Source organism: Paenibacillus sp. J31R122 (assembly GCF_056269185.1).
This window is the reverse complement of the sequence record NZ_JBWDNM010000002.1, coordinates 106,374-129,921: the sequence shown is the minus strand read 5'-3', so window position 1 is coordinate 129,921 and position 23,548 is coordinate 106,374. Positions and strand designations below refer to the sequence as shown.

Genomic DNA, 23,548 nt, shown 5'->3' with positions numbered 1-23,548 from the left:
AATTAACAAACTGTTCCGAATTGTCGGAACTTTTCAACTATTTGAACGACTACATCAGCAGCCATTCGTCTTCTGTGAGTCTAATTTTATCTATTTTACGTGCTTGCCCTGTCGCATCATCGAGTTGAACGGACACAGCATGAAGATGCCATTTTCCTTCATCTACTACAAATCGTACGGGTAATTGCGTTATAAACTTGTGTAGAACAGCCGTTCTTTCCATTCCCAGTACACCTTCCTTGGGACCAACCATACCTACATCCGTAATATATGCAGTACCTCCTGGCAAAATCGTATCGTCATTTGTCTGCACATGTGTATGTGTGCCTACAACGATTGATGCTCTTCCGTCTAGATGCCAGCCCATCGCTATTTTCTCAGATGTTGCTTCAGCGTGAAAATCAACAAGTATGTTGTTCGTATATTCGCTTGCTTCTTCAAGCAGATCATCCGCTTTGCGGAAAGGGCAATCAATTGGGGGCAAAAACGTACGTCCCTGCAGGTTTACTATAGCAAGCTGCTTTCCGTTTGCTTTGATGATAGCCATTCCTTGTCCTGGTGAACCCTCAGCATAATTCGCAGGACGAACGATTCGAGGTTCATCATCAATCCATTCAAATATATCTTTATTATCCCACGTATGGTTGCCCATCGTAATGCCATGAACACCCCATTCGAAAAATTCCTTCGCAATTGCCGCGGTAATACCACGTCCTGCAGCAGCATTTTCACCATTCACTATAATAATATGCGGATTATATTTGCTTTTTAGTGCCGGCAACACACGTTTTAGCGCGCTTCTTCCTACACTTCCTACGATATCGCCTATAAATAATACATTCACTTCAGTACACTTCCTTTTTTCATTTACACTCATTATTCAGACAGAAAAGTGGCTGAACGAGCAGCCACTTTTCTGTCATAACTATTTGATTGTTGTTTATTTCGCGTATTCAACTGCTCTTGTCTCACGAATAACCGTAACTTTAATATGTCCCGGATAATCAAGTTCACTCTCGATTTTTTTCGTGATATCCCGAGCGAGTCGGAATGCTTCTGTATCATCGATTTTTTCTGGCTGTACCATGACGCGAACCTCGCGGCCGGCTTGAATCGCGAACGATTTCTCAACACCTTCAAATGATAAGGAAATATCTTCAAGCTTTTCCAGTCGTTTGATGTAAGTCTCAAGCGTTTCACGACGAGCCCCTGGACGTGCAGCTGATAAAGCATCAGCCGCTCCTACTAGAATCGCGATAACGGAAGTTGCTTCCGTATCACCGTGATGAGATGCAATACTGTTAATAACAACAGGATGCTCCTTGTACTTCTTCGCCAGCTCTACGCCGATTTCAACGTGAGAGCCTTCCACTTCGTGGTCTAGCGCTTTACCGATATCATGCAGCAATCCTGCGCGCTTCGCGAGAGTAACATCCTCGCCAAGTTCTGCCGCCATCAAGCCAGTTAGGTAAGCAACCTCCATGGAGTGCTTCAGTACGTTCTGACCATAACTTGTCCTAAACTTCAAGCGACCGATAATCTTAATTAGATCAGGATGCAAGCCATGTACGCCCACTTCGAAAGTAGCTTGCTCACCGTATTCACGAATGCGCTCATCTACTTCTTTGCGTGATTTTTCAACCATTTCTTCAATGCGAGCAGGATGGATACGACCATCAGCTACAAGTTTTTCTAGAGCAGTGCGGGCAATTTCGCGTCTGATTGGATCGAATCCAGACAAAATGACCGCTTCCGGTGTATCGTCGATTATGAGATCGATACCGGTCAATGTTTCCAAAGCACGGATATTTCGGCCTTCACGTCCGATAATACGGCCTTTCATTTCTTCATTCGGCAAAGTTACAACGGATACCGTTGTCTCAGCCACATGATCAGCCGCACAACGTTGGATTGCTAGCGAAATAATGTTACGTGCTTTTTTGTCAGCTTCTTCTTTCGCTTGCTGCTCGATCTCTTTAATCATTTGAGCTGTTTCCTGTCGAACTTCCTGTTCAACGTTTGACAAAATAATCGATTTCGCATCTTCAGTTGTTAAGCTAGAAATTCTCTCTAGCTCACTAAGCTGCTGCTTGTAAATCGTATCGATTTGCTCTTGCGTCTCTTCGATCCGCTTCTCTTTATTGGCTACAATCTCTTCTTTGCGTTCTAGCGCTTCTAACTTTTTATCCAGCGACTCCTCTTTCTGTACCAAGCGTCTTTCTTGACGTTGGACTTCGTTGCGTCGCTCACGAATGTCTTTCTCAGCTTCGGTACGGAGTTTATGGACTTCGTCTTTCGCCTCTAGTACGGTTTCTTTTTTCTGTGCTTCAGCTTCCTTCTTCGCGTTTTCCACGATTTGGACAGCGGCTTGCTCTGCACTTGAAATTTTAGCCTCGGCAATCGACTTTCGTATAAAATAACCAACGAAAAAGAAAATTACGCCAACAAAGAGACAGATCAAGATCACAAAAATTGGATTCATCTTGTTCACCTCCTTGTTGCATACACCAAGGCACTACTTGGGATGATATTAGGTTTTCAATCGGCTTCAATACCGTTTCATCATCAAACAATTTGACGAAAATAATCGTTTTGAATCAACTTTTGGAAGGAAAATTGATTCATGATAGAAAGAATACAACTTCATTTTATCTTTTCGCAAAATCAATTGTCAAGCAAAAGCCCATCATCTTCATCGAACATCTCTATTTCTTCTTTTAAATTGATCGAATTAACCGCTTCTTTTACTATATCACCTGGGTAGCCTCGACGTAACAAATAGCCCATCAGCTTACGCTTCCGCTCTCTTTGCTCTCCTTTTAGAGAACGCCATTTCTTCTCGGCAGCTACTTTTGCAGAAGCCAGTTCAGACTCTTGATCGAGTGAATTAACAACCTCTGCGGCCGTATCCTTCGAAATACCACGCTGCTGAAGCTCTTGTTTAATCCATCTACGACCCTTCAGCCCATTTCGAAGTCGTTGCGCCGCAAATTGTTTGGCATACGCATCATCATCAATAATGTGTTCACTTTCCAAACGGTCTAGTGCATAATTAATATTGTTCTCTTCAAACTCTTTGCGCGTCAAATACTGCTCCAATTGTTTACGCGTTCTAGGCTTCGCTCCAAGATAATAGACAGCTAGCGCATATGCGCGGTACTGCTCATCTTCTCTGCGTATGTTTTCAATTTCTAAAGTTGTTAGCTGCTGCCCCTTCATTAACCGAAAACGTATTAATATATCTTCATGAACAAACAGTACAGGTTCTTCCGCTTCGCAGAAAATGTGATACCGTCTTCGTTCTTTTTTATCTTGTTTAACCGACATTATCGTATAGGTATTATCTTTTTCCTCGTTTATCACATGTACGGCTCCTTCTCTAAACAAAACATCGCCTCCCTATTGGGACGGCGATGCCTGTACATCTATCATGTTTACTATAATTTAATCTAAATCTTCGAATTCATCTTCATCTTCATCTTTGGAGAAATCAGCCGGCGTTGCTGTTGCTGCCAAATTGCTTGCATCACGGATTTGCTTCTCGATGATCAAAGCCGTGTCTTTATGGTCCTTCAAAAATTGCTTTGCATTCTCACGTCCTTGTCCAAGTCGATCACCATTATATGAAAACCATGCGCCGCTCTTCTGAACAATTTCCATCTCAACACCGATATCTACAAGGCTTCCTTCTCTAGAAATACCTTCACCATACATAATATCGATCTCTGCTTGCTTAAATGGCGGAGCTACCTTGTTCTTAACGACCTTGATACGAGTACGATTACCAACCATGTCATTACCTTGTTTGATTGTTTCAATACGACGCACATCAAGTCGAATACTGGAGTAGAATTTAAGCGCACGGCCGCCTGGAGTTGTCTCCGGGTTACCGAACATTACGCCAATCTTCTCACGCAATTGGTTAATAAAAATAGCGATCGTCTTCGATTTGCTAATTGCTCCCGATAGCTTCCGCAATGCTTGTGACATCAAGCGGGCTTGAAGACCGACATGAGAATCTCCCATATCCCCTTCAATTTCTGCTTTCGGAACTAGTGCAGCAACGGAATCGACTACAATAATGTCAACCGCTCCGCTTCGTACAAGTGCTTCGGCAATTTCCAATGCTTGCTCGCCCGTATCAGGCTGTGAAAGCAGCAGTTCATCAATATTAACACCAAGCTTATTAGCATAAAGTGGGTCTAACGCATGCTCAGCATCTATAAATGCTGCAGTTCCTCCGGCCTTCTGTACCTCTGCGATAGCATGAAGAGCAACTGTAGTTTTACCTGATGATTCAGGTCCATAAACTTCAATAATACGTCCACGCGGCAATCCGCCTATTCCTAATGCGATATCTAGAGCAAGTGAACCGCTGGGCACGGTTTCTACTTGCATGTGTGTTGATTCACCCAATTTCATAATTGACCCTTTACCAAATTGCTTCTCAATTTGGCGCATAGCCATTTCCAACGCAGCGCGACGATCCGACAACGATCTCACATCCTTCACTATTTATAATGTTATGATACCTTTTTTCGGACAGGTTGCCAAGCATTTTTTTCGAACATACATTCGTCTTTTTTGTGTCACCTCCAAATTAGGACATAAAAAAACCGCAGCGAAGTAATCTTCGCCACGGTTCTTCCGTAATTATCTACTAGTATAACATCCTATCAGCATTTGACAACTATTTTTTACATAATCAGACAATGTAGCTGTAATCACACGAAATCTATGCCTTTAATGAACGCCACAATTGATAGAACGCGGATTTAACAGCTCTTAAACGAATAATCGACCGATTACCGCTCAAGTTCATCGTATGCACCAATGTCGGCTTCCCGCGCTCTGCTATTGCGAAATACACTAGCCCAACCGGCTTTCCTTCCGATTCCGCGGGTCCAGCAACTCCGGTTAATGATACACCGAAATCAGCATCTGATAGCTCTCTAATCCGCTCCGCCATTAATGCCGCTGTAGACTCACTGATCGCACCGGGCGCGCCTTCTCCTTCAAGCTGAGACATCGGAATACCTAGAAGCTTATGCTTCATAACATTCGTATAGGTTACAACCCCTCCTAAATACTCTCCACTGCTCCCAGGAACGTTTGTAATGAGCTCGGCCAGCAATCCACCGCTGATGCTTTCCGCGCTTGCTAGCTTACGGCTTGAACGCCTTAGAAGATGTACGACCTCTTCTTCAATTGGAATATCCTTTTCCGCATACAAGTATTCGCCAACCAGCTGCTTTATTTTATTCACCGTTTCATCGATTTTCCGATCTGCGTCGGCAAGCGACTTCTCTTTCGTTGATACACGGATGGATACTTCACCCTCGTTAGCATAAGGAGCAATTGTCGGATCTGACTGTCCTTCAATTAATTCAAGCAGCTTTGCTTCGAGGTTTGACTCACCGATTCCCGCAAATTTCAACAAACGAGAGTACAGCGCCTGCATATCGCCTATCATCGACCGAAGCCATAGCTCGCCCGCGCCTTCCATCATCGGCTTCATTTCCTTTGGCGGTCCAGGCAGCAGCATGTACAAGGTTCCATCCACCGACAACCCATTTCCAACAGCAAGACCTGCTGTATTTTCCAGCGGTACACTGCCTTCGATCATCAATGCCTGACGCCGATTGCTTTCTACCATATGTATACCTCTCGAGCTGAATAAATGCTCGATTGCAGCCATGGACGGATCATGAAGAATGAGCCCGCGGTTTAGATAAGCAGCAAGCACATCTTTCGTAATATCATCCTGTGTAGGCCCAAGTCCTCCTGTAAAGATCAGCAAATCAGCACGGCTTCTGCCAATTTCAATTGCTTGTTTTAATCGATCGGCATTATCTCCAACAACAGTCTGAAAATAGACATCCACACCTAATCCCGCTAACCTTTGTGATATAAACTGTGCATTCGTATTTACGATTTGACCCAACAATAACTCCGTGCCTACTGCGATAATTTCTGCTTTCATCATTCATTCCCCATCTCTTACATATTCACAAAGCTGCCTTGCTTAGACACAAAAGCACCCTCCCGTAAACACGGAAAGATGCTTTTATCATTACTCGACCGGAATCAAATGTTTGTTTTTCATAAAATAATCAATACCTGAGTAAACCGTAATAATGGTCGCAATCCAGCTTGCATATACGTCAAACGGGAAGTCGATTAAGGCGAACGGGAAATTATTAAGCAATATCGCGATTATCATCGTAATTTGAATCGCTGTTTTCCATTTGCCCCACATGCTTGCTGCCATTACTGAGCCTTCAAGAAGAGCAATCTGGCGCAATCCAGTGACTGCAAACTCTCTACTTATAATTACAATCGCGATCAGTGCATTCAACTTGTTCATCTCAACAAGTGAAATAAGTACCGCTGCAACCAAAAGCTTATCTGCAAGCGGATCAAGCAGCTTGCCCAGATTTGTAACAATTTTGTTCTTGCGTGCTATGTAACCGTCTAGTCCATCTGTGCTTGCTGCCACGATAAATATAATTGCCGCAATGATCTGGTTATATGTTATGGAGAAGTCTGAAATAACAAACGACCCCAAGTCCATTTTGATGAGCAGAAAAAACATGATAACCGGCACCAAAAATATTCTGGCAAGTGTAATTTTATTCGCCAGGTTCACGCAATGACCTCCTTGGATAGTTCAAACTCGTAGGTGTGCGTTATACGAACCCCTTGTTCGTGGATTGAACCTGTTAATAATGTAAAATGGGCCTGATCTCTCTTGTAACGATGTGTGAGTAGCTCTGTTCGTTCTGCCATCTGCGTGTTCCAAACCCCTTCAAGAACGCTATTTCATTAAGTATAATACATGACCCTACACGTGTCAAAAACAGGAATAAAGGTATTTTACTATTGCATAAACATCAAACAAAAGCCTCGCCTCTCGACTATGCGATGAAACGAAGCTTCGTTAGTTATATAGAATTTATAAGTTTCACGCTTATCCATTTCTATATAACCACCGCGAAACGAGCTTTGCCGCCAAGGACGGCGACAGCCGTTTACGCTTGAAATATAGGAAAGTATAAGTTTTACCTTTATACTCCGCCTATATTTTGCGAGAAACGCTTTGTCCTTTGACAAGTACGACGAAGTCGTTTCTTCTTAATTACGAGCGATAGTTAGTAAATTGCAGCTCTACAGGTAAATCTGCTTCTCTTAGAAGCTTCATAACAGCTTGCAAATCATCAAGGCTTTTTCCAGAAACTCTCAGCTGATCGCCTTGAATTTGACTTTTCACCTTCAATTTCGAATCGCGTATCAAAATGTTGATTTTTTTGGATACATCCTGCTCAATACCTTGTCTTAACTTAATCCGTTGACGAACTGTATTAGCCGAAGCACCTTCGATCTTACCATAGTCCAAGTTTTTGATCGGCACTCCGCGCTTTACCATTTTGGAAAGCAAAATATCGAGTACGCTCTTCAGCTTGTAATCGTCCTCAGACGCAACGACTAGATCTTCCTTATCTAGTGTAATGCTGCTCTTACTTCCTTTGAAATCAAAACGTGTTTCAATTTCCCGCTCCGCTTGCTTAATTGCATTCGCAAGCTCCTGCATATCTACCTTAGATACGATATCAAAAGCATTTTCTGACGCCATGTTATATCTCTCCTTTAAAGGTTTTGCGAATGCAAAACCTACTTCGTAAGCATATTCTTAGTTTTGCGAATGCAAAACCTACTTCGTAAGCACTTCAAGCATTACTCCGTTTTTGTGGTACTGTTGTCAGCACCTTCAGTCGGAGTATCACTCGTGATCGGTGCTTCAACTGCCGCAGGTACCAGCAATAATTTTTTTGAACCCGCACGATCTCCGTCTGGAACAAGCACTCCATCCACTAGTATTTCCGTGAAATCAGAACGCCCGACATTGATGTAGATTGGCTCCTTCAGATCATAAGTCTTAACATCGCCGTCCTCAGCATTGCTATAGAAGAGCTTCTCCCCTTTGTTGCTCCCGGAACGAACCTCAACCCAGTTTTTACCACCCGCCACTTTTATTTCAACCTTATGTTCGCCTGCTGGCCCGATATCATATTGATCAGCTTTACCGACTATTTTGGCAAAAGTAACTGTTGTCAGCTCTTTTGTTGGCGGCGTAGGTGTTACAACTGGATTAACTGTCGATCCTCCGTTATTTGTACCATTATCGACTTTATCGGTAGGAGAAGGAGTATTGGAAGCATCTGTAATATTCGTGCTTCGATCTACCTTATCAGTAGGTGCTTCCTCTTTATTAATTACATAGATCCAGACTACAACGATGATCAAAATAAGAAAGGACCACATCATTATATTAAAGCCGATTTTCCCTATTCTTTCTGAGGATCGCGACTTTACGCGACGAGGCGCTCTAGCAGAGACTGGCTCGACTACATGCTCAACAGGAGCAGCTGGCACCTCATGCTGATATAGTCGAAGCACTTCATCAGGATCAAGCCCAACCGCTTCGGAATAGCTTTTCACAAATGCTCTGACGTAAAAGGTTCCTGGAAGCACGCGATAATCTCCACTTTCGATCGCTTCCAAATACCTTTTTCTAATTTTTGTTGTTTCTTGAATATCATCAAGTGTTAAACCGTGTTGTTCTCTCGCATTACGAAGCAATGCACCTAAATCAGACATGAGACGGTCTCCTTCCTTTTAGAAATCGTCATTATAGTTGGCGATAAAAGAATCGTACGATATTTCCTCATCCGGTGTATTGCGCAGCTCGACTATAATGTCGAAGTGGCTGTAATCGTACTGAGATTCTTTAATAAAAATATCTGGATGCTCGATAACCTTTGTTGAAGGCATAGCCATAATATCTTGAAGCAAGCCGTAATGCTTCTCATTCGAGCGTATTGTACTTACAATACCGTCAACAATAAAAATAGTATTCGGCTGCATTTCTTCCTCAGAAAGCTGACTGCGAACCGTCTGCCGCAATAAAGTTGATGAAACGAATGTCCAACGCTTGTTAGAACATACGCTTCCTGCTATGATAGACTCCGTTTTTCCAACGCGAGGCATTCCCCGCAAGCCAATGACTTGATTGCCTTCTCGTTTAAATATTTCACCTAAAAAATCAACTAAAATACCAAGCTCATCGCGAGTAAATCGGAAGGTCTTACGATCATCGGAATCACGTTCGATGTAGCGTCCATGACGAACCGCCAATATGTCTACGATTGTAGGCGTTCTCAACTTATTTACCGTAATATTGTCAACCTTCTGAAGCATTTTGCCAAGCAACTCTATCTTCTCATCATCATCCGTTTGTAAAAGCATACCACGAGTTCGGTCCTCGACGCCATTAATCGTCATAATGTTGACCTCGAGCATTCCAAGTAATGATGCAATATCACCAAGCAAGCCCGGTCGGTTTTTATGTATCTTATACTCCATGTACCACTGTTTTGACTCCAAAGCTGTCACCGTCCTAGGCCTCATCATATCGATTAATTTATTTTTTCACTACAGAGCATTATTCTACAATTTCCGGCACAATCCTGCAACCCAAAAAGAAACATTGCAGAAAAGCCTCCTATGGGAGGCTTTCCTGCTTCTGTTCCATTCTTGTTAACAAAATCGTCCCAGCGTCTGATTGCAGTTGTTATGATTTTTGAACGAGCTTAACCATTAAGCCGGCGAGCGCCTTGCGGTCCGCCTCATCGCCCACGTCCCATAACTCCTTCAACACACGTTGCTCTTCATTTTTTGGATCGACCTTCTCTTCGAGAAAAGTCCCGATTTCGTAAGCCAAAGACGCAATGGTTTCTTCCGTCATTCCGATCTTCTTTGCTTGCGATACACGGTCCGCCAAAAAATGCTTCCAAGTTCCAAAATTAGTAAGGACGGTTGACATGCCTCTTCGCCTCCTATTGGTTTAGAAAAGAATCATCAACAGTCATTATTTTGTATCAAAGCGTCATTAATTATGCAGAAAGCTTGTACATCAAAAAAGTAGTAATAAACAGTTAGGTATGCCAACCGCCATTAGGACTAATAATTTGACCCGTGATGTACGAAGACTCCGGCAATGATAAAAAATAAACAAGTGAAGCAATCTCATCGGTTGAACCAAAACGTCCTACTGGAATTTCTTGCTCCAAAGCAGCTTTTTCCTCCGCATTAAAGCCATTCATCATAATAGTATCTACCGCTCCTGGGGCAACCGCATTAACTGTTACACCAGAGGGCGCCAGCTCCTTAGCCAGCGCCTTGGTAAAGGCATTCATGCCACCTTTAGTCGTAGAATACAGCACTTCGCAAGAGGCGCCTGACATGCCCCAAATGGAAGAGACGTTAATGATTCGGCCGTATCGTTCAGCGATCATATTTGGCATAAACAGCTGGGAACAAAGAAACATTCCCTTCAGATTGACTGCCATTACATCGTCCCATTCTTCTTCTGATACATCCATGAGCATCCCGTAATGAGAAATTCCACCGTTGTTAACTAATATATCTGGCAGCATGTTATGGCTTTCCAGCTTTTCCTTCATTCGTTCAAGCTGCTCCTTCGAACGTAAATCCGCTGAAATGGTCAGCACATTAGCGCCTAAGGCCATACAAGTTCTGGCTGTTTCATTTGCTGACTCATGCGAATTTAAATAATGAATGACGATATTAACGCCTTCCGCGGCAAAGCGCTTTGCAATTGCAGCTCCAATACCACGGCTTCCCCCGGTTATTAGCACCGTCATTTCTTGAAGCTTCTTCATTTTGAAGGTTGTTCCACGATAGACACAGCAAGCTGATCAAAAACAAAGTGCTCTCTCAGCCGTTCATTAACCTCATCGAGGGTACAGTTTTCATAGAAGGTCAATACATCAAACATGTCGCTGTCACGGAAACGATATCGTGTAAATTCACCGGCAATTGCTTCAGGGGAGTTCAGCATGCGCAAATACCCGCCGATTTTTTTGCGTTTCGACCTTTCAAAAGCGGAAGGCTCGATCCCGCTTTTCAATACACTTTCTATGCCTGAACGAATCTGTGAGATAAGCTCATCTGGGTTAGGCGTATCCCCTCCAATAACAGAAAACGCATAATCTGTGCTGGAATTATATTCATGGCCAAACGAGTCGGAAATAAGATCTTTCTCATACAGCTCCTGATAAAGCGACGAGCTTGGTCCGATTAGCGCATCTAACATAAGCTTTGTCGTTACTTCAAGGCGCAGCAACGCTTCTCCTGTCAAGCCAACCCGCTTCTCTTTAAACCCAAGCATACATTTAGGCTGAGAGACAGGCAGCTCTGTTACTTTCCGCGCAGTTTTGACCGTGGAAAGCTCTTGATCGAAATAACGCTTGATTTCTCCCTGCGGACTAAATGATTTTGCGTTTTGATTGTCTCGTACGAGCTTGAATACCTCCTCCGCTTCTACACCGCCAACTACAAACAGCAGCATGTTGGAAGGGTGATAAAACGTTTCATAGCAGCGATACAAGGTTTCCTTATCGATTTGTCTTATCGATTCGACGGTTCCCGCAATATCAATGTGAACGGGATGATCGTGATAAAGCGCATCAATTAACCCAAAATATACACGCCAATCCGGATTGTCTCGATACATGTTAATTTCCTGCTCGATTATTCCTTTTTCTTTCTCTACGTTCGTATCCGTGAAATATGGATTTTGTACAAAATTAATAAGCGTTTCTAAATTCGCGTTAATTTGCTCTGTCGCGGAAAACAAGTAGACCGTGCGGTCGAAGCTTGTAAATGCGTTAGCAGAAGCGCCTTGCGATGCAAATACAGCAAAGATATCACCGGTCGGCTCTTCAAACATCTTATGCTCGAGAAAATGAGCAATACCGTCTGGCACTTTAACAGCAGGCTCATTTCCAACCGAAAAACAATTATCTACTGAGCCATATTTCGTTGAGAAGGTTGCATACGTTTTATTAAAGCCTTCCTTCGGTAAAACAATAACCTCTAGCCCGTTATCAAGAACTTCTCTATACAACGTTTCCTGCACGTTTGGATAAGTAAGGGTTTGCATCTGTTAAGCCTCCTTTCGATCGCGCAAAAAGTAAATCGTATCGAGCTGCACGCCTTGCGCAACTTTGATAATATCCTTGGCGGTTACCGCTTGAACCTGCGCAAGCAGCTCGTCTGCAGTTCTATTCTTACCGGTAAGCACACTATTGAAATCATAAGCAATCATCTCGTAGGCCGAATCCTGAAGCTCACGAAGATGATTGGATATCATGGCTTTCGTCTGATCGAGCTCGAGCTCAGAAAGGTTGCCTTGTTTCATACTTTCTAGCTGTTCTTGAATAATGGCAACAGCTTTATCGTAATTAGCGAATTCAATTCCTGATTGAATGGTAATCAAGCCCTTATGACCATCTAAACGCGATGCCGCGTAGTACGCCAAGCTTTCCTTCTCGCGCACATTCAGAAATAACTTGGAGTGAGGATATCCGCCTAAAATGCCATTGAACATCAAGGCTGCAGGATAAGCTTCATCGTCATAGCCAATTCCTATACGGAGACCTAAATTCAACTTGCCTTGACTAACCTCCATCCGTTCAGTCACTTTCTTCACTTCTTTAACAGGATGATTGATGTCAGGCAGCGAATACGGGGACGGAGTACCCGCCTTAAGCTTAAACGCTTGCGTAACGAGCTGTGTAACCTCTTCTAGTGTTGTATCTCCAACGACATACAAATCGAGTGCAGCATGATCTAGCCACTGTTCATATGATTCAAATAGCGATGCAGTAGTAATTTTATCTATTTGCTCCAGCTTGCCAAGCGGATGCAAGCGATAAGGCTCATCTGCGCACATTTCCTCTAAACAGCGTTCAGCTGCATAGCGGATCTTGTCATTCACAATGGCTTCAAGCCGCTTCTTTAGCGTTATTTTTTCGGCATCGACATACTTTTGACGAAATCCGTTATTTTCGAGACAAGGGTCAGTAATCACATCCCCCAAAAACTGTAACGAAGCTGCGAGTAAAGGTGTATCCGCTGCGACAAATTTATCGTTAATGACATCCATTCGAAATTGGACGATTTGAGAATCGCCTCTTTTGTATACGTCAAAACCAAAGCCAGCACCATACAGGTCATCTAGTTTCTCACGAAAAGCGATTGTTTCCGGTGTGCTTGCGGTTCCTCTTCTAAGTACAAACGGAATTAACGCCGTAGGCGTCACCGTTGCTTCATCAAGTGTAAGACCGGCAAATAATGAAATAGCAAACGTCTTAAATCGCTTTGTAGGTAAAACATGTAGTCGAATGCGCTGTAATTGCCCTCTTTCAAATTGGGTCATGCGTTTTGCTCCTTTCATTTATGCGGTTTTGCTCCATTGCGGAAGCAGGTTAAGTACATACGGATATAGAGTAAATCTATTCCAGTTGTCAAATCCCTATTCCATTTTAACCTATAGGAAATGGAAGAAGCAACCGCTCCTGCACTCGGCAGAAACGGCTGCTTCCTTTCGAAAAATCTGGTCGGACTACATACAAAATATATGCTTTCCGATTGTTTTAATTTGTGTTCGCGTCCATATCCACTTCGAGGTAGCCGTTTCTGGATTAAAATAATAAAGACATCCACCGGTAGGATCCCAGCCGTTAATCGCATCCTCTACCGCTTCTCTTGCTTTCGCGTTTGGCGTCAACCAAATCTGACCATCCGCTACAGCAGTAAATGCGAGCGGCTGAAAAATAACGCCGTAAATCGTGTTTGGAAAGCTTTGCGATTTCATTCGGTTAATAATAACCGCTGCAACCGCGACTTGTCCCTCATAGGGTTCGCCGCGCGATTCACCGTAAACAGCATTTGCCATCATCTTCAAATCGTTTTCGGTAAGGTTTAATCGGTTCGATTTGGGAATGGAGGATGAATCGGCATTCTCTTTCTGATCTGTTCCAGTATTCGCAGGAGGCTTAGAAGTATCAGCTGTAGGCTTCCAAGCTTTTGTAGCTTCCCAAAGCTTCAGCTTTGTTTTTGCTCCGACGACCCCGTCAGATTTCAATCCGAATTTCCATTGAAACCAAGTGACCGCATTTTTTGTCGTAGGACCAAACTTCCCGTCCACTTTGTCATTAAAATAACCAAGATGCTTGAGACGACCTTGCAATTCAAATACGTCTTGCCCGGAAGCTCCTTGTTTCAACGTAGCATTGCTGAACGTTTCTTGCGTCTCGTTCTGCGCGCCTCGCAAAAGTGAGAAGGAACCAAACAGTAGCAGAACGATAATCGTGGTCAACACAATCAAACGATTTCTCATGTAGGGATCTGCCTTTCTCTTACAAGTTAGTTCGCTTAAGGTAGCGTTACCTAACTCTAGTATGAGAAAGATGATCTCCTTCTATGCACCAAATCGACTACTTCAAAATCGTTATATTAAGAACTGATCTTTCCCGCTTGGAACTGGTCTAGAGTTATTAGCACTTCACGTGGCTTACTGCCTTCGTATGGCCCAACTACAGCGCGGGCTTCCATCTGGTCAATCAGTCTTGCCGCTCTTGTGTAGCCGATTCTCATTCGACGTTGTAATAGCGACACCGAGGCTTGCTTCGCGTCCAATATAACCTGGACTGCTTGATCATATAATTCATCAAGCATGACTTCTCCATCAGCCGATTCTTCCTCTATTTCAGGAACAAGATCCTCCTTGTACTCCGCCTCCGCTTGATCGCGAGCATACGCCACAAGTGATTCAACCTCTTGATCCGATAGAAAAGCTCCCTGCACCCTGATCGGCTTAGACATACCGACAGGCAGAAATAACATATCTCCTCGACCCAGCAGCTTCTCGGCTCCAACCATATCCAATATAGTTCTTGAATCGACTTGAGACGAAACGCCAAATGCAATACGTGATGGTATATTGGCTTTAATGACCCCTGTAATGACATCGACAGATGGCCGCTGTGTTGCAATGATGAGATGTATTCCGGCTGCCCGAGCCATTTGCGCCAGTCTTGCGATCGAATCCTCTACATCGTTAGCCGCGACCATCATTAAATCTGCAAGCTCATCGACGATTACCACGATATAAGGCAGCACCGCAGCGGGATTGTCTGCCATCAACGTATTGTAACCTTCGATGTTGCGAGTCGCCGATTTGGAGAACATCTCGTACCGTTTCTCCATCTCAACCACAATTTTCTTAAGTGCCAGCGATGCGCGACGCGGATCTGTTACGACGGGAGCGAGTAAATGCGGGATACCATTGTATACATTTAGCTCAACCATCTTCGGGTCAATCATCAGAAATTTCACTTCGTCCGGTGCTGCTTTGTACAAAATGCTCGTAATGATGCCGTTAATACAAACCGATTTCCCTGAGCCTGTTGCTCCTGCTACGAGCAAATGGGGCATTCTCGCTAAATTTCCGATAATAGGCTGTCCTGAAATATCTCTTCCGAAAGCAATTGAAACCTTTGATGCGGCATTTTGGAAAGCCGCTGTTTCCATAACCTCACGCATTGTAACAACTGATACTTCACTATTTGGAACCTCAATACCGATTGCCGACTTACCTGGAATTGGCGCTTCCATCCTAATATCCTTTGCTGCAAGCGCCAGAGCGATATCATCGGTCAAGCTTACGATACGACTCACCTTCACACCTGAAGCAGGCTGTACCTCATAGCGAGTAACCGCTGGTCCGCGTACGACATCAAGAACTGTTGCTTTGACACCGAAGCTTTCAAGCGTTGCCTCGAGCTTTCTCCGAGAATCATACATATCTGTAGCATCTGCGCCTCTTCCTAGAAGACTCGGCTTCGTCAATAAAGAAAATGGCGGAAGTAAATAGGGCTTCTCGGTTGTGGCCAGCTCTTCAGTAATCGGTCTTCTTGGCACAGCAATTGATTCGCTAATCAAAGCCTCTGAAGAAATCACGGAAACCTCATGGTCGTCATTCAATTCAGAGTCGCTTTCTTCATCAACGGTTTCCAAGTCTTGCACTTCATTACTTTCAACGGATTGTTCAGTGATTGGCCAATCGCCCGCCCTGTCCTCCGCTTCTTCACCTAGTGGAAGCTCAGAATCAGTATGTATAAGCGATTCTGCTCCTTCCCAAGGAGCATGAGGAGCTTGTGCATCTAATTCTGCAACAGGCTGAAGCTCTTCGCCTGACTTTTCCCACGGCTGGTCGAAATCAGCCTGCCAAGCTGGCGTAGCTCCCGTCATACTATCATTATCCTGCTGTTCAAATACCCATTCATCGTGGGCATCATCCTGAGCGTTTTGATGTTCAATCGTATTGTCTTGACGCCATGAGAAAAATAGCGATTTTCGCTTTCTTGGCGGCGAGACGACATAGTCTTCGTGTTCATCATCAATCGTATCATCGTCATCATCTATATCTGTCTGTATCGTTCTACTATTTGCAGCGGAGGAGGCTGCTGTCTGAACAGCCGCGCGCTTCGCCCATTTGGCACTAATCAATTTGAACATCCTAGTCGCTCTTGTACTAATTATTCTAATCAATTCAACATAAGACTTTCCGGTTAATAACATAATGGAGATAGCATACATGACCAGCATAATAAGAAATGCTCCATAGTAGCCAAACAACGAATAGAACAACGAATATTGAATAGCTCCGATATATCCACCGCTTATATCTTTATCCTGTATTCGATCACTTTGTCCATCCCATGAGGTTAGAAGGCTTCCTCTTAAATCACTGCTTAGCTGATCAAAAATGATACCACCTGATAATTCCGCTACAGGTCTGAGCTTCTGGTTGATTTCTGTAACAGATAACATTAAGGTCAATGCCAGCACCAGGACAAGCAAACCAGTCCGCCTGCTTGTCCAGCCGCGCGGCCATGCTCGCTTGACCATAACGCTTAGTCCTATAAAAACACCGATTAACGCCAGCACAAAATAAAATTTTCCAAGCACAAGTCCGAACAACTTAGCTAAAGAACGTCCGACTGTCGCTTCACCTGAGAGTGCTATAATGGAAATCGTAATTATCAATATACCATAAACTTCATATTTCAGGCTTTTTCCAATCGATTTTTTCCTTCTCTTTTTCTTCGCCAAATCAGTCACCTCTAGTATAACATTATACCATAGGTGGGCAAATGTTCCTATGAGACGATAGTATGGTCGTCTGATTTTATTTAACTATATTTAACAATTGTTCCAGGCGTAAGACTCGGATTCAAATAGTCATCCAGGCTGCACTCCAACAACCGAACAATTTTCCCTATACCCGGTGCAATAGGCATCACCTGCATCTTAACACCTTGAAATGAAATTTCTTGAAGCGGCTCCGTTTTATCATTCATTCCTTCCAAAACAACTTCTAACGGCATATTCGTATATAAAGTCATTGGATTATCACCTCATTTGTATCTCCTTTCTTCTCTTCAATTCTGCGGTTTAACTCACGCAGAGCGTGACCCAAGCCGCCGATTGCGTCGATCAAACCATGCTTGACAGCATCAGTACCGATAACCGACGTTCCAATATCGCGTGTCAGCTCCCCCATCTTGAACATTAGTTCCTTAAAAGTATTTTCAGATACATTGGAATGTGTCGTTACAAAACGTACGACACGCTCCTGCATTTTTTCCAAGTATTCGAATGTTTGTGGTACACCAATTACTAGCCCATTCATTCGTATCGGATGAATGGTCATCGTTGCTGTTTCCGTTATAAACGACATATCTCCCGCAACTGCAATCGGTACTCCAATAGAATGTCCTCCTCCTAAAACAAGCGTTACGGTCGGTTTTGACAAGGAAGCAATCATTTCAGCAATCGCGAGACCCGCCTCAACATCTCCGCCAACTGTATTTAATACAATGAGTATGCCTTCAATTTTACTATTTTGTTCTGCTGCCACTAGCTGTGGAATAAGATGCTCATATTTCGTCGTTTTATTTTGCGGAGGCAGTACGAGATGCCCCTCCACCTGACCAATAATCGTCATACAGAAGATATTAGACTCTGTAGGAGCCGGAGTTGATACTTGTCCAAGCTGTTGGATAGTTTCAACGACAGGGTTCCCTTTTCTTTTTTCATCTTGGCTCGGATCAGGCTGCTCTGATTTTATGTCCATGCTCGATTGCATCATGATGCACATCCCCCTCATATTGAATATTGCTTGTCATAGTATGGGGTGTAATAAGGAATTTATACCAAGCTTATCGACATTTGGAACCAAAAAAAGAGGAACGCTTGCGTCCGCCGCGGCAATGCGGTACGGACAAGCGTTCCTCTAAAGCGTTAACGAATGCTGCCGTCCATGCGGCAACATCCGTTTCGAGTGCTAAACCTTATACTTCCATAATAATCGGCAAAATCATTGGGCGACGGCGCGTTTGCTCGTATAGAAACCGACCAAGTGCATCCTTAACATTCGTTTTGAGTGAAGCCCACTCATTTACTTTATCGTTCATTAAACGATTCAACGTCGATGTTACGATACGGTTAGCCTCATCAAGCAGGCCTTCTGATTCACGTACATAAACGAAACCTCTAGAAATGATATCCGGTCCTGACAAGATAGCACCGTCTTGCTTACTTAAAGTTACAACAACGACCAAGATGCCGTCTTGTGACAATAGCTTGCGATCACGCAGTACGATATTACCAACATCACCTACACCTAGACCGTCAATCAGTACATTACCTGCTTGTACTTTTGAACCCTTACGGCCTTTGCCGTTTTGGAACTCAACCGTATCTCCGTTATCGATAACGAAAATATTTTCACGTTCGATGCCAATAGCTTCACCTAGTTTCGCATGTTGACGAAGCATACGGTATTCACCGTGGATAGGAATAAAATATTTAGGCTTGATCAAATTGAGCATAAGCTTCAATTCTTCTTGACTACCGTGACCAGAAACGTGAACGCCCGATACAGAGCCATTACCATAAATAACGTTTGCACCTAAACGGAACAACTCATCTACAGTACGTCCAACGTAACGCTCGTTACCAGGGATAGGCGTTGCGGCAATAATTACCGTATCTCCAGGTAAAATATCAACTTTACGATGTGTGGAGCGTGCCATGCGTGTAAGCGCCGACATCGGTTCCCCTTGACTGCCTGTACATAAAATAACGACACGATCAGCCGCTAATTTATTTACTTCTTCAGGTTCAATGATCATCCCTTCTGGAATGTTCAAGTAACCAAGATCTGAAGCGATACCTACAACGTTAACCATACTGCGGCCAACTACAGCAATCTTGCGGCGTGTTGCAATTGCTGCGTTAATAATTTGTTGAATTCTGTGCACGTTCGAAGCAAACGTTGCTACTACTACACGTTGTGCGGATTTACGGAAAATATCTTCTAGATTATCCCCAACGTTGGCTTCTGAAGGCGTATAGCCTGGACGTTCTGCGTTCGTGCTGTCAGACAGCAGTGCCAAAACTCCGTTTTTCCCGATTTCAGCGATACGCTGCAGATCAGCAAACTGTTCATTAACAGGAGTGTGATCGAATTTAAAGTCACCTGTATGAACAACAGTTCCTTCTGGCGTATCAAGAGACACACCAACGGAATCCGGTATACTATGGTTCGTTTTGAAAAACGAAGCACGAATGGTTCCCAATTGAATTTCGGAATCCGCGTTGATAAGGATACGTTTCGTTTCCCCTAGCAAGCTGGCTTCTTTTAATTTACCTTCAATAAGGCCAAGTGTTAGCTTTGTAGCGTAAAGTGGCACATTTAGACTTTTCAATACATATGGAAGTCCGCCAATGTGATCCTCATGTCCATGGGTAATAATAATTCCTCGTACTTTATCACGATTTTCCGTTAAATACGAAATATCTGGAATAACGATATCAATACCGAGCATGTCTTCTTCTGGAAACTTTAATCCTGAGTCTACAACAACAATGTCGTTATTATACTGTATAACATACATGTTTTTTCCGATCTCGCCTACTCCGCCTAGAGCAAATATGAGCAGTTTATCCTGGTTGTTCTTCTTAGACAAGTGTATCTATACCTCCTAAAATTTTTGCGAAGCAACAATCTGCTCCGTAATCATTATCTTTTTTTGTCGACGCAAATTTTGCATCATAAACGAATTCCGATTTAAGTACAACGCTGTCATATTCATAATTATGTGCTTTTATCGTCAGATGCCGCTCTGACGTTTTATTCATTTCCAAATATTTGCCGCACTTAGTCACTTGAGATCATTATACATGATGAAAAAGTAGGAATACAAGTGAAACTGATTAAAGCTTATTATCAAATATCATTTCCAAAAAAATAAAACCGATGCTGGATGCACCGGCTGCAAGCAACGAATAACATTTATTTACAGAATTAGTTTTTGCAAAAATTCACTTTCCGCCTCAGTTACTGTAACTAGAGGGAGTCTGACTCCACCGACAGGAAAGCCTTTTAAACCCATTGCATATTTAACAGCAACAGGATTCGGCACAGGATGCGGACAACCGAACAATCCTTTGAAAATAGGATGACATTCCCCATTCAATCGTGCCGCTTCTTGCACGTTGCCTTCGACGAATGCTGTAATCATCTGCTTCATCTCTGCTCCAATGATATGACTGGACACACTAACAATCCCATATGCACCTACTGATAGCGCTGGTAGTGTCGCGCTGTCATCTCCGCTGTAAACTTTAAACCCCGCTGGAGCAGCACTAATAATTTGAGTTAATTGATCAGTGGATGCGCAGTCCTTAGTAGCAACGATATTAGAAATCTCCGCTAAGCGAAGTGTTGTCTCCACAGCAAGATTTACTCCCGTACGACCTTCCACATTATAAAGGAAGACTGGCAAGGCAGTAGCTTCTGCGATCGCCTTGAAGTGCTGATATAGCCCTTCTTGGCTTGGGCGATTATAGTAAGGAACAACGAGCAATATACCGTCTACACCAGCTGCTTCAGCATCTTTTGTCAAATGGATGGAATGGGCCGTATTATTGCTGCCCGTACCAGCAATAATCTTGCAACGACCATCCGCATGCTTCACAGCATAGCGAAACAGCTCGACCTTCTCTTCATCCGACAGCGTAGGTGACTCGCCTGTTGTGCCGGAAACGACGATACTGTCACTTTTCTGCTCCTCAATTAAATAATCAATCAAACGGCCTGTTGTTGGCCAATCGATATGACCATCCGCATCGAATGGGGTTACCATTGCGGTAATCAATCTTCCAAATTCCATTTAGACTCCTCCTAAAAGTTTTGCAAGACACAAATTACATGATTGCATTATTATATTGCTAATTTATCGATGAAGCTCGAATTTCGCGTGCAGAGCGCGCAACGCTTCTGCCATTACCGTTTCACTCACGAGCACCCAAATTGTAGTATTTGAATCCGCGGACTGCATAATCGAGATTCCTTGCTCGGTCAACGCTTCCACAATACGCGCCATTACACCTGGCTCACCATTCATGCCTCCGCCGATGACCGATACCTTCGCGCATCCATTTATCGCTACGTGTGAATATCCACCCTCACTCAATACTTGTACTGCTCGATCTGCATCTCGATCAAATACGGTATAAACTGCACCACTCGGTGTCACATTTATAAAGTCAACGCTAATACGATGCTTCGCCATAGCTTGAAAAACCTGCAATTGAACGTCATTTCGTCCTTCGATTGCTTTAACCGATATTTGAGTTAATCCAGACACATGCGCAATGCCTGTTACATGACGATCCTTAACAGAAAGATCAGCCCTTAATTCATGCGAATCCGTCACTAGCGTACCTGTGTCCGTTGTAAAGGTTGAACGTACCCGCAGCGGTATACGTGCTTGCTGAGCAATTTCAACTGCGCGAGGATGAATGACCTTTGCTCCCTGCCTAGCCAAATTGCATATTTCAGCATAACTGACAACAAGCAATGGCTTCGCTTCTTCAACAATTCGAGGATCTGCTGTTAATATTCCATTTACATCCGTGTATATATCGACCATTTCCGCGCGAAGCGCCGCACCTAAAGCTGTAGCGGAAGTATCGCTTCCACCACGGCCAAGTGTAGTGGTATCACCGTGCCCCGTACTACCTTGAAAGCCCGTTACGATGACCACATCGCCAGAATGCAATCGATTCATAATTTTGTCAGGGCGTATCTCTTTAATGCGTGCATGCCCGTATTGTTCATCCGTAAGCATACCCGCCTGTCCTCCAGTTAACACTGTAGCAGGGATACCGTTTGCATGAAGTAAACTGCATAAAGCGGCTGCAGAAATAATTTCTCCGCAGCCTAGCAGCATATCTTGCTCACGAGCCGGCAGCCGATTTCCATTGTCACGGATCAACTGCAGCAGCGTATCTGTTGCATACGGATCTCCTTTGCGTCCCATAGCGGAAACAACTACAACGACTGCAAAACCGTTGTTGCGTTCTCTGCTTATATGCTGGATTACATGTTCTTTCGCATAGTCGGTTGATAGTGAGGTGCCCCCGAATTTTTGGATCAGGATGCGCATATAGTTATCCTCCGTAATCGACCATAGGAAGACGCTGCTTATTCCCCTTCACTTAATACGTTTAACCTTTTGCGATGTATTCTGCGATTTGAACGGCATTCCATGCTGCGCCTTTGAGCAGGTTATCAGAGACGATCCACATATTAAGTCCGCGCTCGTGTCCTAAATCGCGTCTCAAGCGACCAACAAAAACATCCGGCTTACCGGCTGCTTCAGTCGCTAGCGGGTACTGCTGATTAACAGGATCATCAACGAGTGTAATACCCGGAGCATCTGCTAACAGCTGCTTAACATCTTCCAAATCGTAGTTGTTTTTAAGTTCAACGTACACAGATTCTGAATGTCCATAAACAACAGGAATACGCACACAAGTTGCCGTAACCTGAATGGACTCATCATCCATAATTTTCTTTGTTTCGAGAACCATTTTCATTTCTTCTAGTGTGTAGCCATTATCTTGAAACTTATCGATTTGAGGAATCGCGTTAAAAGCAATTTGATGCTTAACAGGCAAACCGCCCACCGGTAAAATATCAGGATTAAGTGGTTCACCATCTAAAGCTGCTTTTGTCTGTCGCAGCATTTCATCAATAGCACGGCTGCCTGCACCGGATACCGCTTGATAAGTAGAAACAATAATACGTGATATGCCATACTTATCCTTCAAAGGCTTGAGCGCCGCAACCATTTGTATAGTCGAACAGTTAGGATTCGCAATAAGACCTTTATGTTCCTTAACCTTCTCGATGTTCACCTCTGGTACAACAAGCGGTGTATTCACATCCATCCGGTATGCATTCGTATTATCGATACACACGGTTCCATGTTTGATCGCATGTGGAGCAAGTGCTTTAGTAACATCTCCACCTGCGCTAAATAAAGCGATTTCCACACCAATAAAGCTGTCTGGAGTAGCTTCCTCAACCGTTAGTTCTTGCCCTTTAAAAATAATCTTTGTGCCTGCTGAACGTGCAGATGATAACAGCTTAAGATTTTGAATCGGGAAGTTTCTTGAATCGAGTAATTTTAGTATTTGTTCTCCTACTGCTCCTGTTGCTCCAACAACTGCAACATTGAACAATTTCTGATTCGACATTTGC

General features: G+C 43.6%; 21 protein-coding genes. All 21 read right to left on the bottom strand.

Annotated elements, in window-relative coordinates; translation table 11 throughout:
• Positions 1-49: 49 nt before the first annotated feature.
• Positions 50-844 carry a TIGR00282 family metallophosphoesterase gene (locus AC0YN7_RS03695; protein ID WP_475808607.1) on the bottom strand — a complete coding sequence of 265 codons (795 nt, stop codon included), beginning with the start codon at positions 842-844 and terminating at the stop codon, positions 50-52.
• 96 nt (positions 845-940) lie between these two features.
• The gene (rny, locus tag AC0YN7_RS03690) at positions 941-2,482 is read right to left on the bottom strand and encodes a ribonuclease Y (RefSeq protein ID WP_475808606.1); all 1,542 of its coding nucleotides are present in this window, start codon (positions 2,480-2,482) and stop codon (positions 941-943) included.
• A 182-nt stretch (positions 2,483-2,664) separates the two neighbouring features.
• Positions 2,665-3,387 (bottom strand): regulatory protein RecX, encoded by a 723-nt coding sequence (locus AC0YN7_RS03685; protein ID WP_475808605.1) that lies wholly within the window; start codon positions 3,385-3,387, stop codon positions 2,665-2,667.
• Positions 3,388-3,444: 57 nt separating this feature from the next.
• Positions 3,445-4,494, bottom strand: coding sequence for a recombinase RecA (recA, locus tag AC0YN7_RS03680; RefSeq protein ID WP_475808604.1), 1,050 nt, complete (start codon positions 4,492-4,494; stop codon positions 3,445-3,447).
• Positions 4,495-4,735: 241 nt separating this feature from the next.
• The gene (locus tag AC0YN7_RS03675) at positions 4,736-5,983 is read right to left on the bottom strand and encodes a competence/damage-inducible protein A (protein WP_475809100.1); all 1,248 of its coding nucleotides are present in this window, start codon (positions 5,981-5,983) and stop codon (positions 4,736-4,738) included.
• Positions 5,984-6,073: 90 nt separating this feature from the next.
• Entirely contained in the window at positions 6,074-6,649 is a 576-nt protein-coding gene (pgsA, locus tag AC0YN7_RS03670; RefSeq protein ID WP_475808603.1) for a CDP-diacylglycerol--glycerol-3-phosphate 3-phosphatidyltransferase, read from the bottom strand.
• Between the two features lie 489 nt (positions 6,650-7,138).
• Positions 7,139-7,633, bottom strand: a complete 495-nt coding sequence (locus AC0YN7_RS03665) for a YajQ family cyclic di-GMP-binding protein (RefSeq protein ID WP_475808602.1) — start codon at positions 7,631-7,633, stop codon at positions 7,139-7,141.
• 101 nt (positions 7,634-7,734) lie between these two features.
• Positions 7,735-8,658, bottom strand: coding sequence for a RodZ domain-containing protein (locus AC0YN7_RS03660; protein ID WP_475808601.1), 924 nt, complete (start codon positions 8,656-8,658; stop codon positions 7,735-7,737).
• 18 nt (positions 8,659-8,676) lie between these two features.
• Positions 8,677-9,444 (bottom strand): DUF3388 domain-containing protein, encoded by a 768-nt coding sequence (locus AC0YN7_RS03655; protein WP_475809099.1) that lies wholly within the window; start codon positions 9,442-9,444, stop codon positions 8,677-8,679.
• Between the two features lie 187 nt (positions 9,445-9,631).
• Positions 9,632-9,883: a DUF3243 family protein gene (locus AC0YN7_RS03650; protein ID WP_475808600.1), complete on the bottom strand. Its 252-nt coding sequence runs from the start codon at positions 9,881-9,883 to the stop codon at positions 9,632-9,634.
• Between the two features lie 112 nt (positions 9,884-9,995).
• A complete protein-coding gene (gene ymfI / locus AC0YN7_RS03645) occupies positions 9,996-10,742 on the bottom strand; it encodes an elongation factor P 5-aminopentanone reductase (RefSeq protein ID WP_475808599.1) in 747 nt (248 codons plus the stop codon).
• A complete protein-coding gene (gene yfmH / locus AC0YN7_RS03640; RefSeq protein ID WP_475808598.1) occupies positions 10,739-12,025 on the bottom strand; it encodes an EF-P 5-aminopentanol modification-associated protein YfmH in 1,287 nt (428 codons plus the stop codon). Before yfmH ends, ymfI begins: the two co-directional genes overlap by 4 nt.
• A 3-nt stretch (positions 12,026-12,028) precedes the next feature.
• Entirely contained in the window at positions 12,029-13,303 is a 1,275-nt protein-coding gene (gene yfmF, locus AC0YN7_RS03635; RefSeq protein ID WP_475808597.1) for an EF-P 5-aminopentanol modification-associated protein YfmF, read from the bottom strand.
• A gap of 186 nt (positions 13,304-13,489) precedes the next feature.
• Positions 13,490-14,266 carry a spore cortex-lytic enzyme gene (gene sleB, locus AC0YN7_RS03630; RefSeq protein ID WP_475808596.1) on the bottom strand — a complete coding sequence of 259 codons (777 nt, stop codon included), beginning with the start codon at positions 14,264-14,266 and terminating at the stop codon, positions 13,490-13,492.
• Between the two features lie 116 nt (positions 14,267-14,382).
• Positions 14,383-17,043 carry a DNA translocase FtsK gene (locus AC0YN7_RS03625; protein ID WP_475808595.1) on the bottom strand — a complete coding sequence of 887 codons (2,661 nt, stop codon included), beginning with the start codon at positions 17,041-17,043 and terminating at the stop codon, positions 14,383-14,385.
• Between the two features lie 80 nt (positions 17,044-17,123).
• Positions 17,124-17,336: a YlzJ-like family protein gene (locus AC0YN7_RS03620; RefSeq protein WP_475808594.1), complete on the bottom strand. Its 213-nt coding sequence runs from the start codon at positions 17,334-17,336 to the stop codon at positions 17,124-17,126.
• A complete protein-coding gene (locus AC0YN7_RS03615; RefSeq protein WP_475808593.1) occupies positions 17,333-18,082 on the bottom strand; it encodes a ClpP family protease in 750 nt (249 codons plus the stop codon). The genes AC0YN7_RS03620 and AC0YN7_RS03615 overlap by 4 nt, the downstream gene beginning before the upstream one ends.
• A 202-nt stretch (positions 18,083-18,284) precedes the next feature.
• Positions 18,285-19,964, bottom strand: a complete 1,680-nt coding sequence (locus AC0YN7_RS03610; RefSeq protein ID WP_475808592.1) for a ribonuclease J — start codon at positions 19,962-19,964, stop codon at positions 18,285-18,287.
• A gap of 330 nt (positions 19,965-20,294) precedes the next feature.
• Positions 20,295-21,170 carry a 4-hydroxy-tetrahydrodipicolinate synthase gene (dapA, locus tag AC0YN7_RS03605; protein WP_475808591.1) on the bottom strand — a complete coding sequence of 292 codons (876 nt, stop codon included), beginning with the start codon at positions 21,168-21,170 and terminating at the stop codon, positions 20,295-20,297.
• A 63-nt stretch (positions 21,171-21,233) separates the two neighbouring features.
• Complete coding sequence (gene dapG / locus AC0YN7_RS03600) at positions 21,234-22,448, bottom strand: aspartate kinase (RefSeq protein WP_475808590.1); 1,215 nt, start codon at positions 22,446-22,448, stop codon at positions 21,234-21,236.
• Between the two features lie 61 nt (positions 22,449-22,509).
• Positions 22,510-23,544 (bottom strand): aspartate-semialdehyde dehydrogenase, encoded by a 1,035-nt coding sequence (locus AC0YN7_RS03595; RefSeq protein WP_475808589.1) that lies wholly within the window; start codon positions 23,542-23,544, stop codon positions 22,510-22,512.
• Positions 23,545-23,548 lie beyond the last annotated feature (4 nt).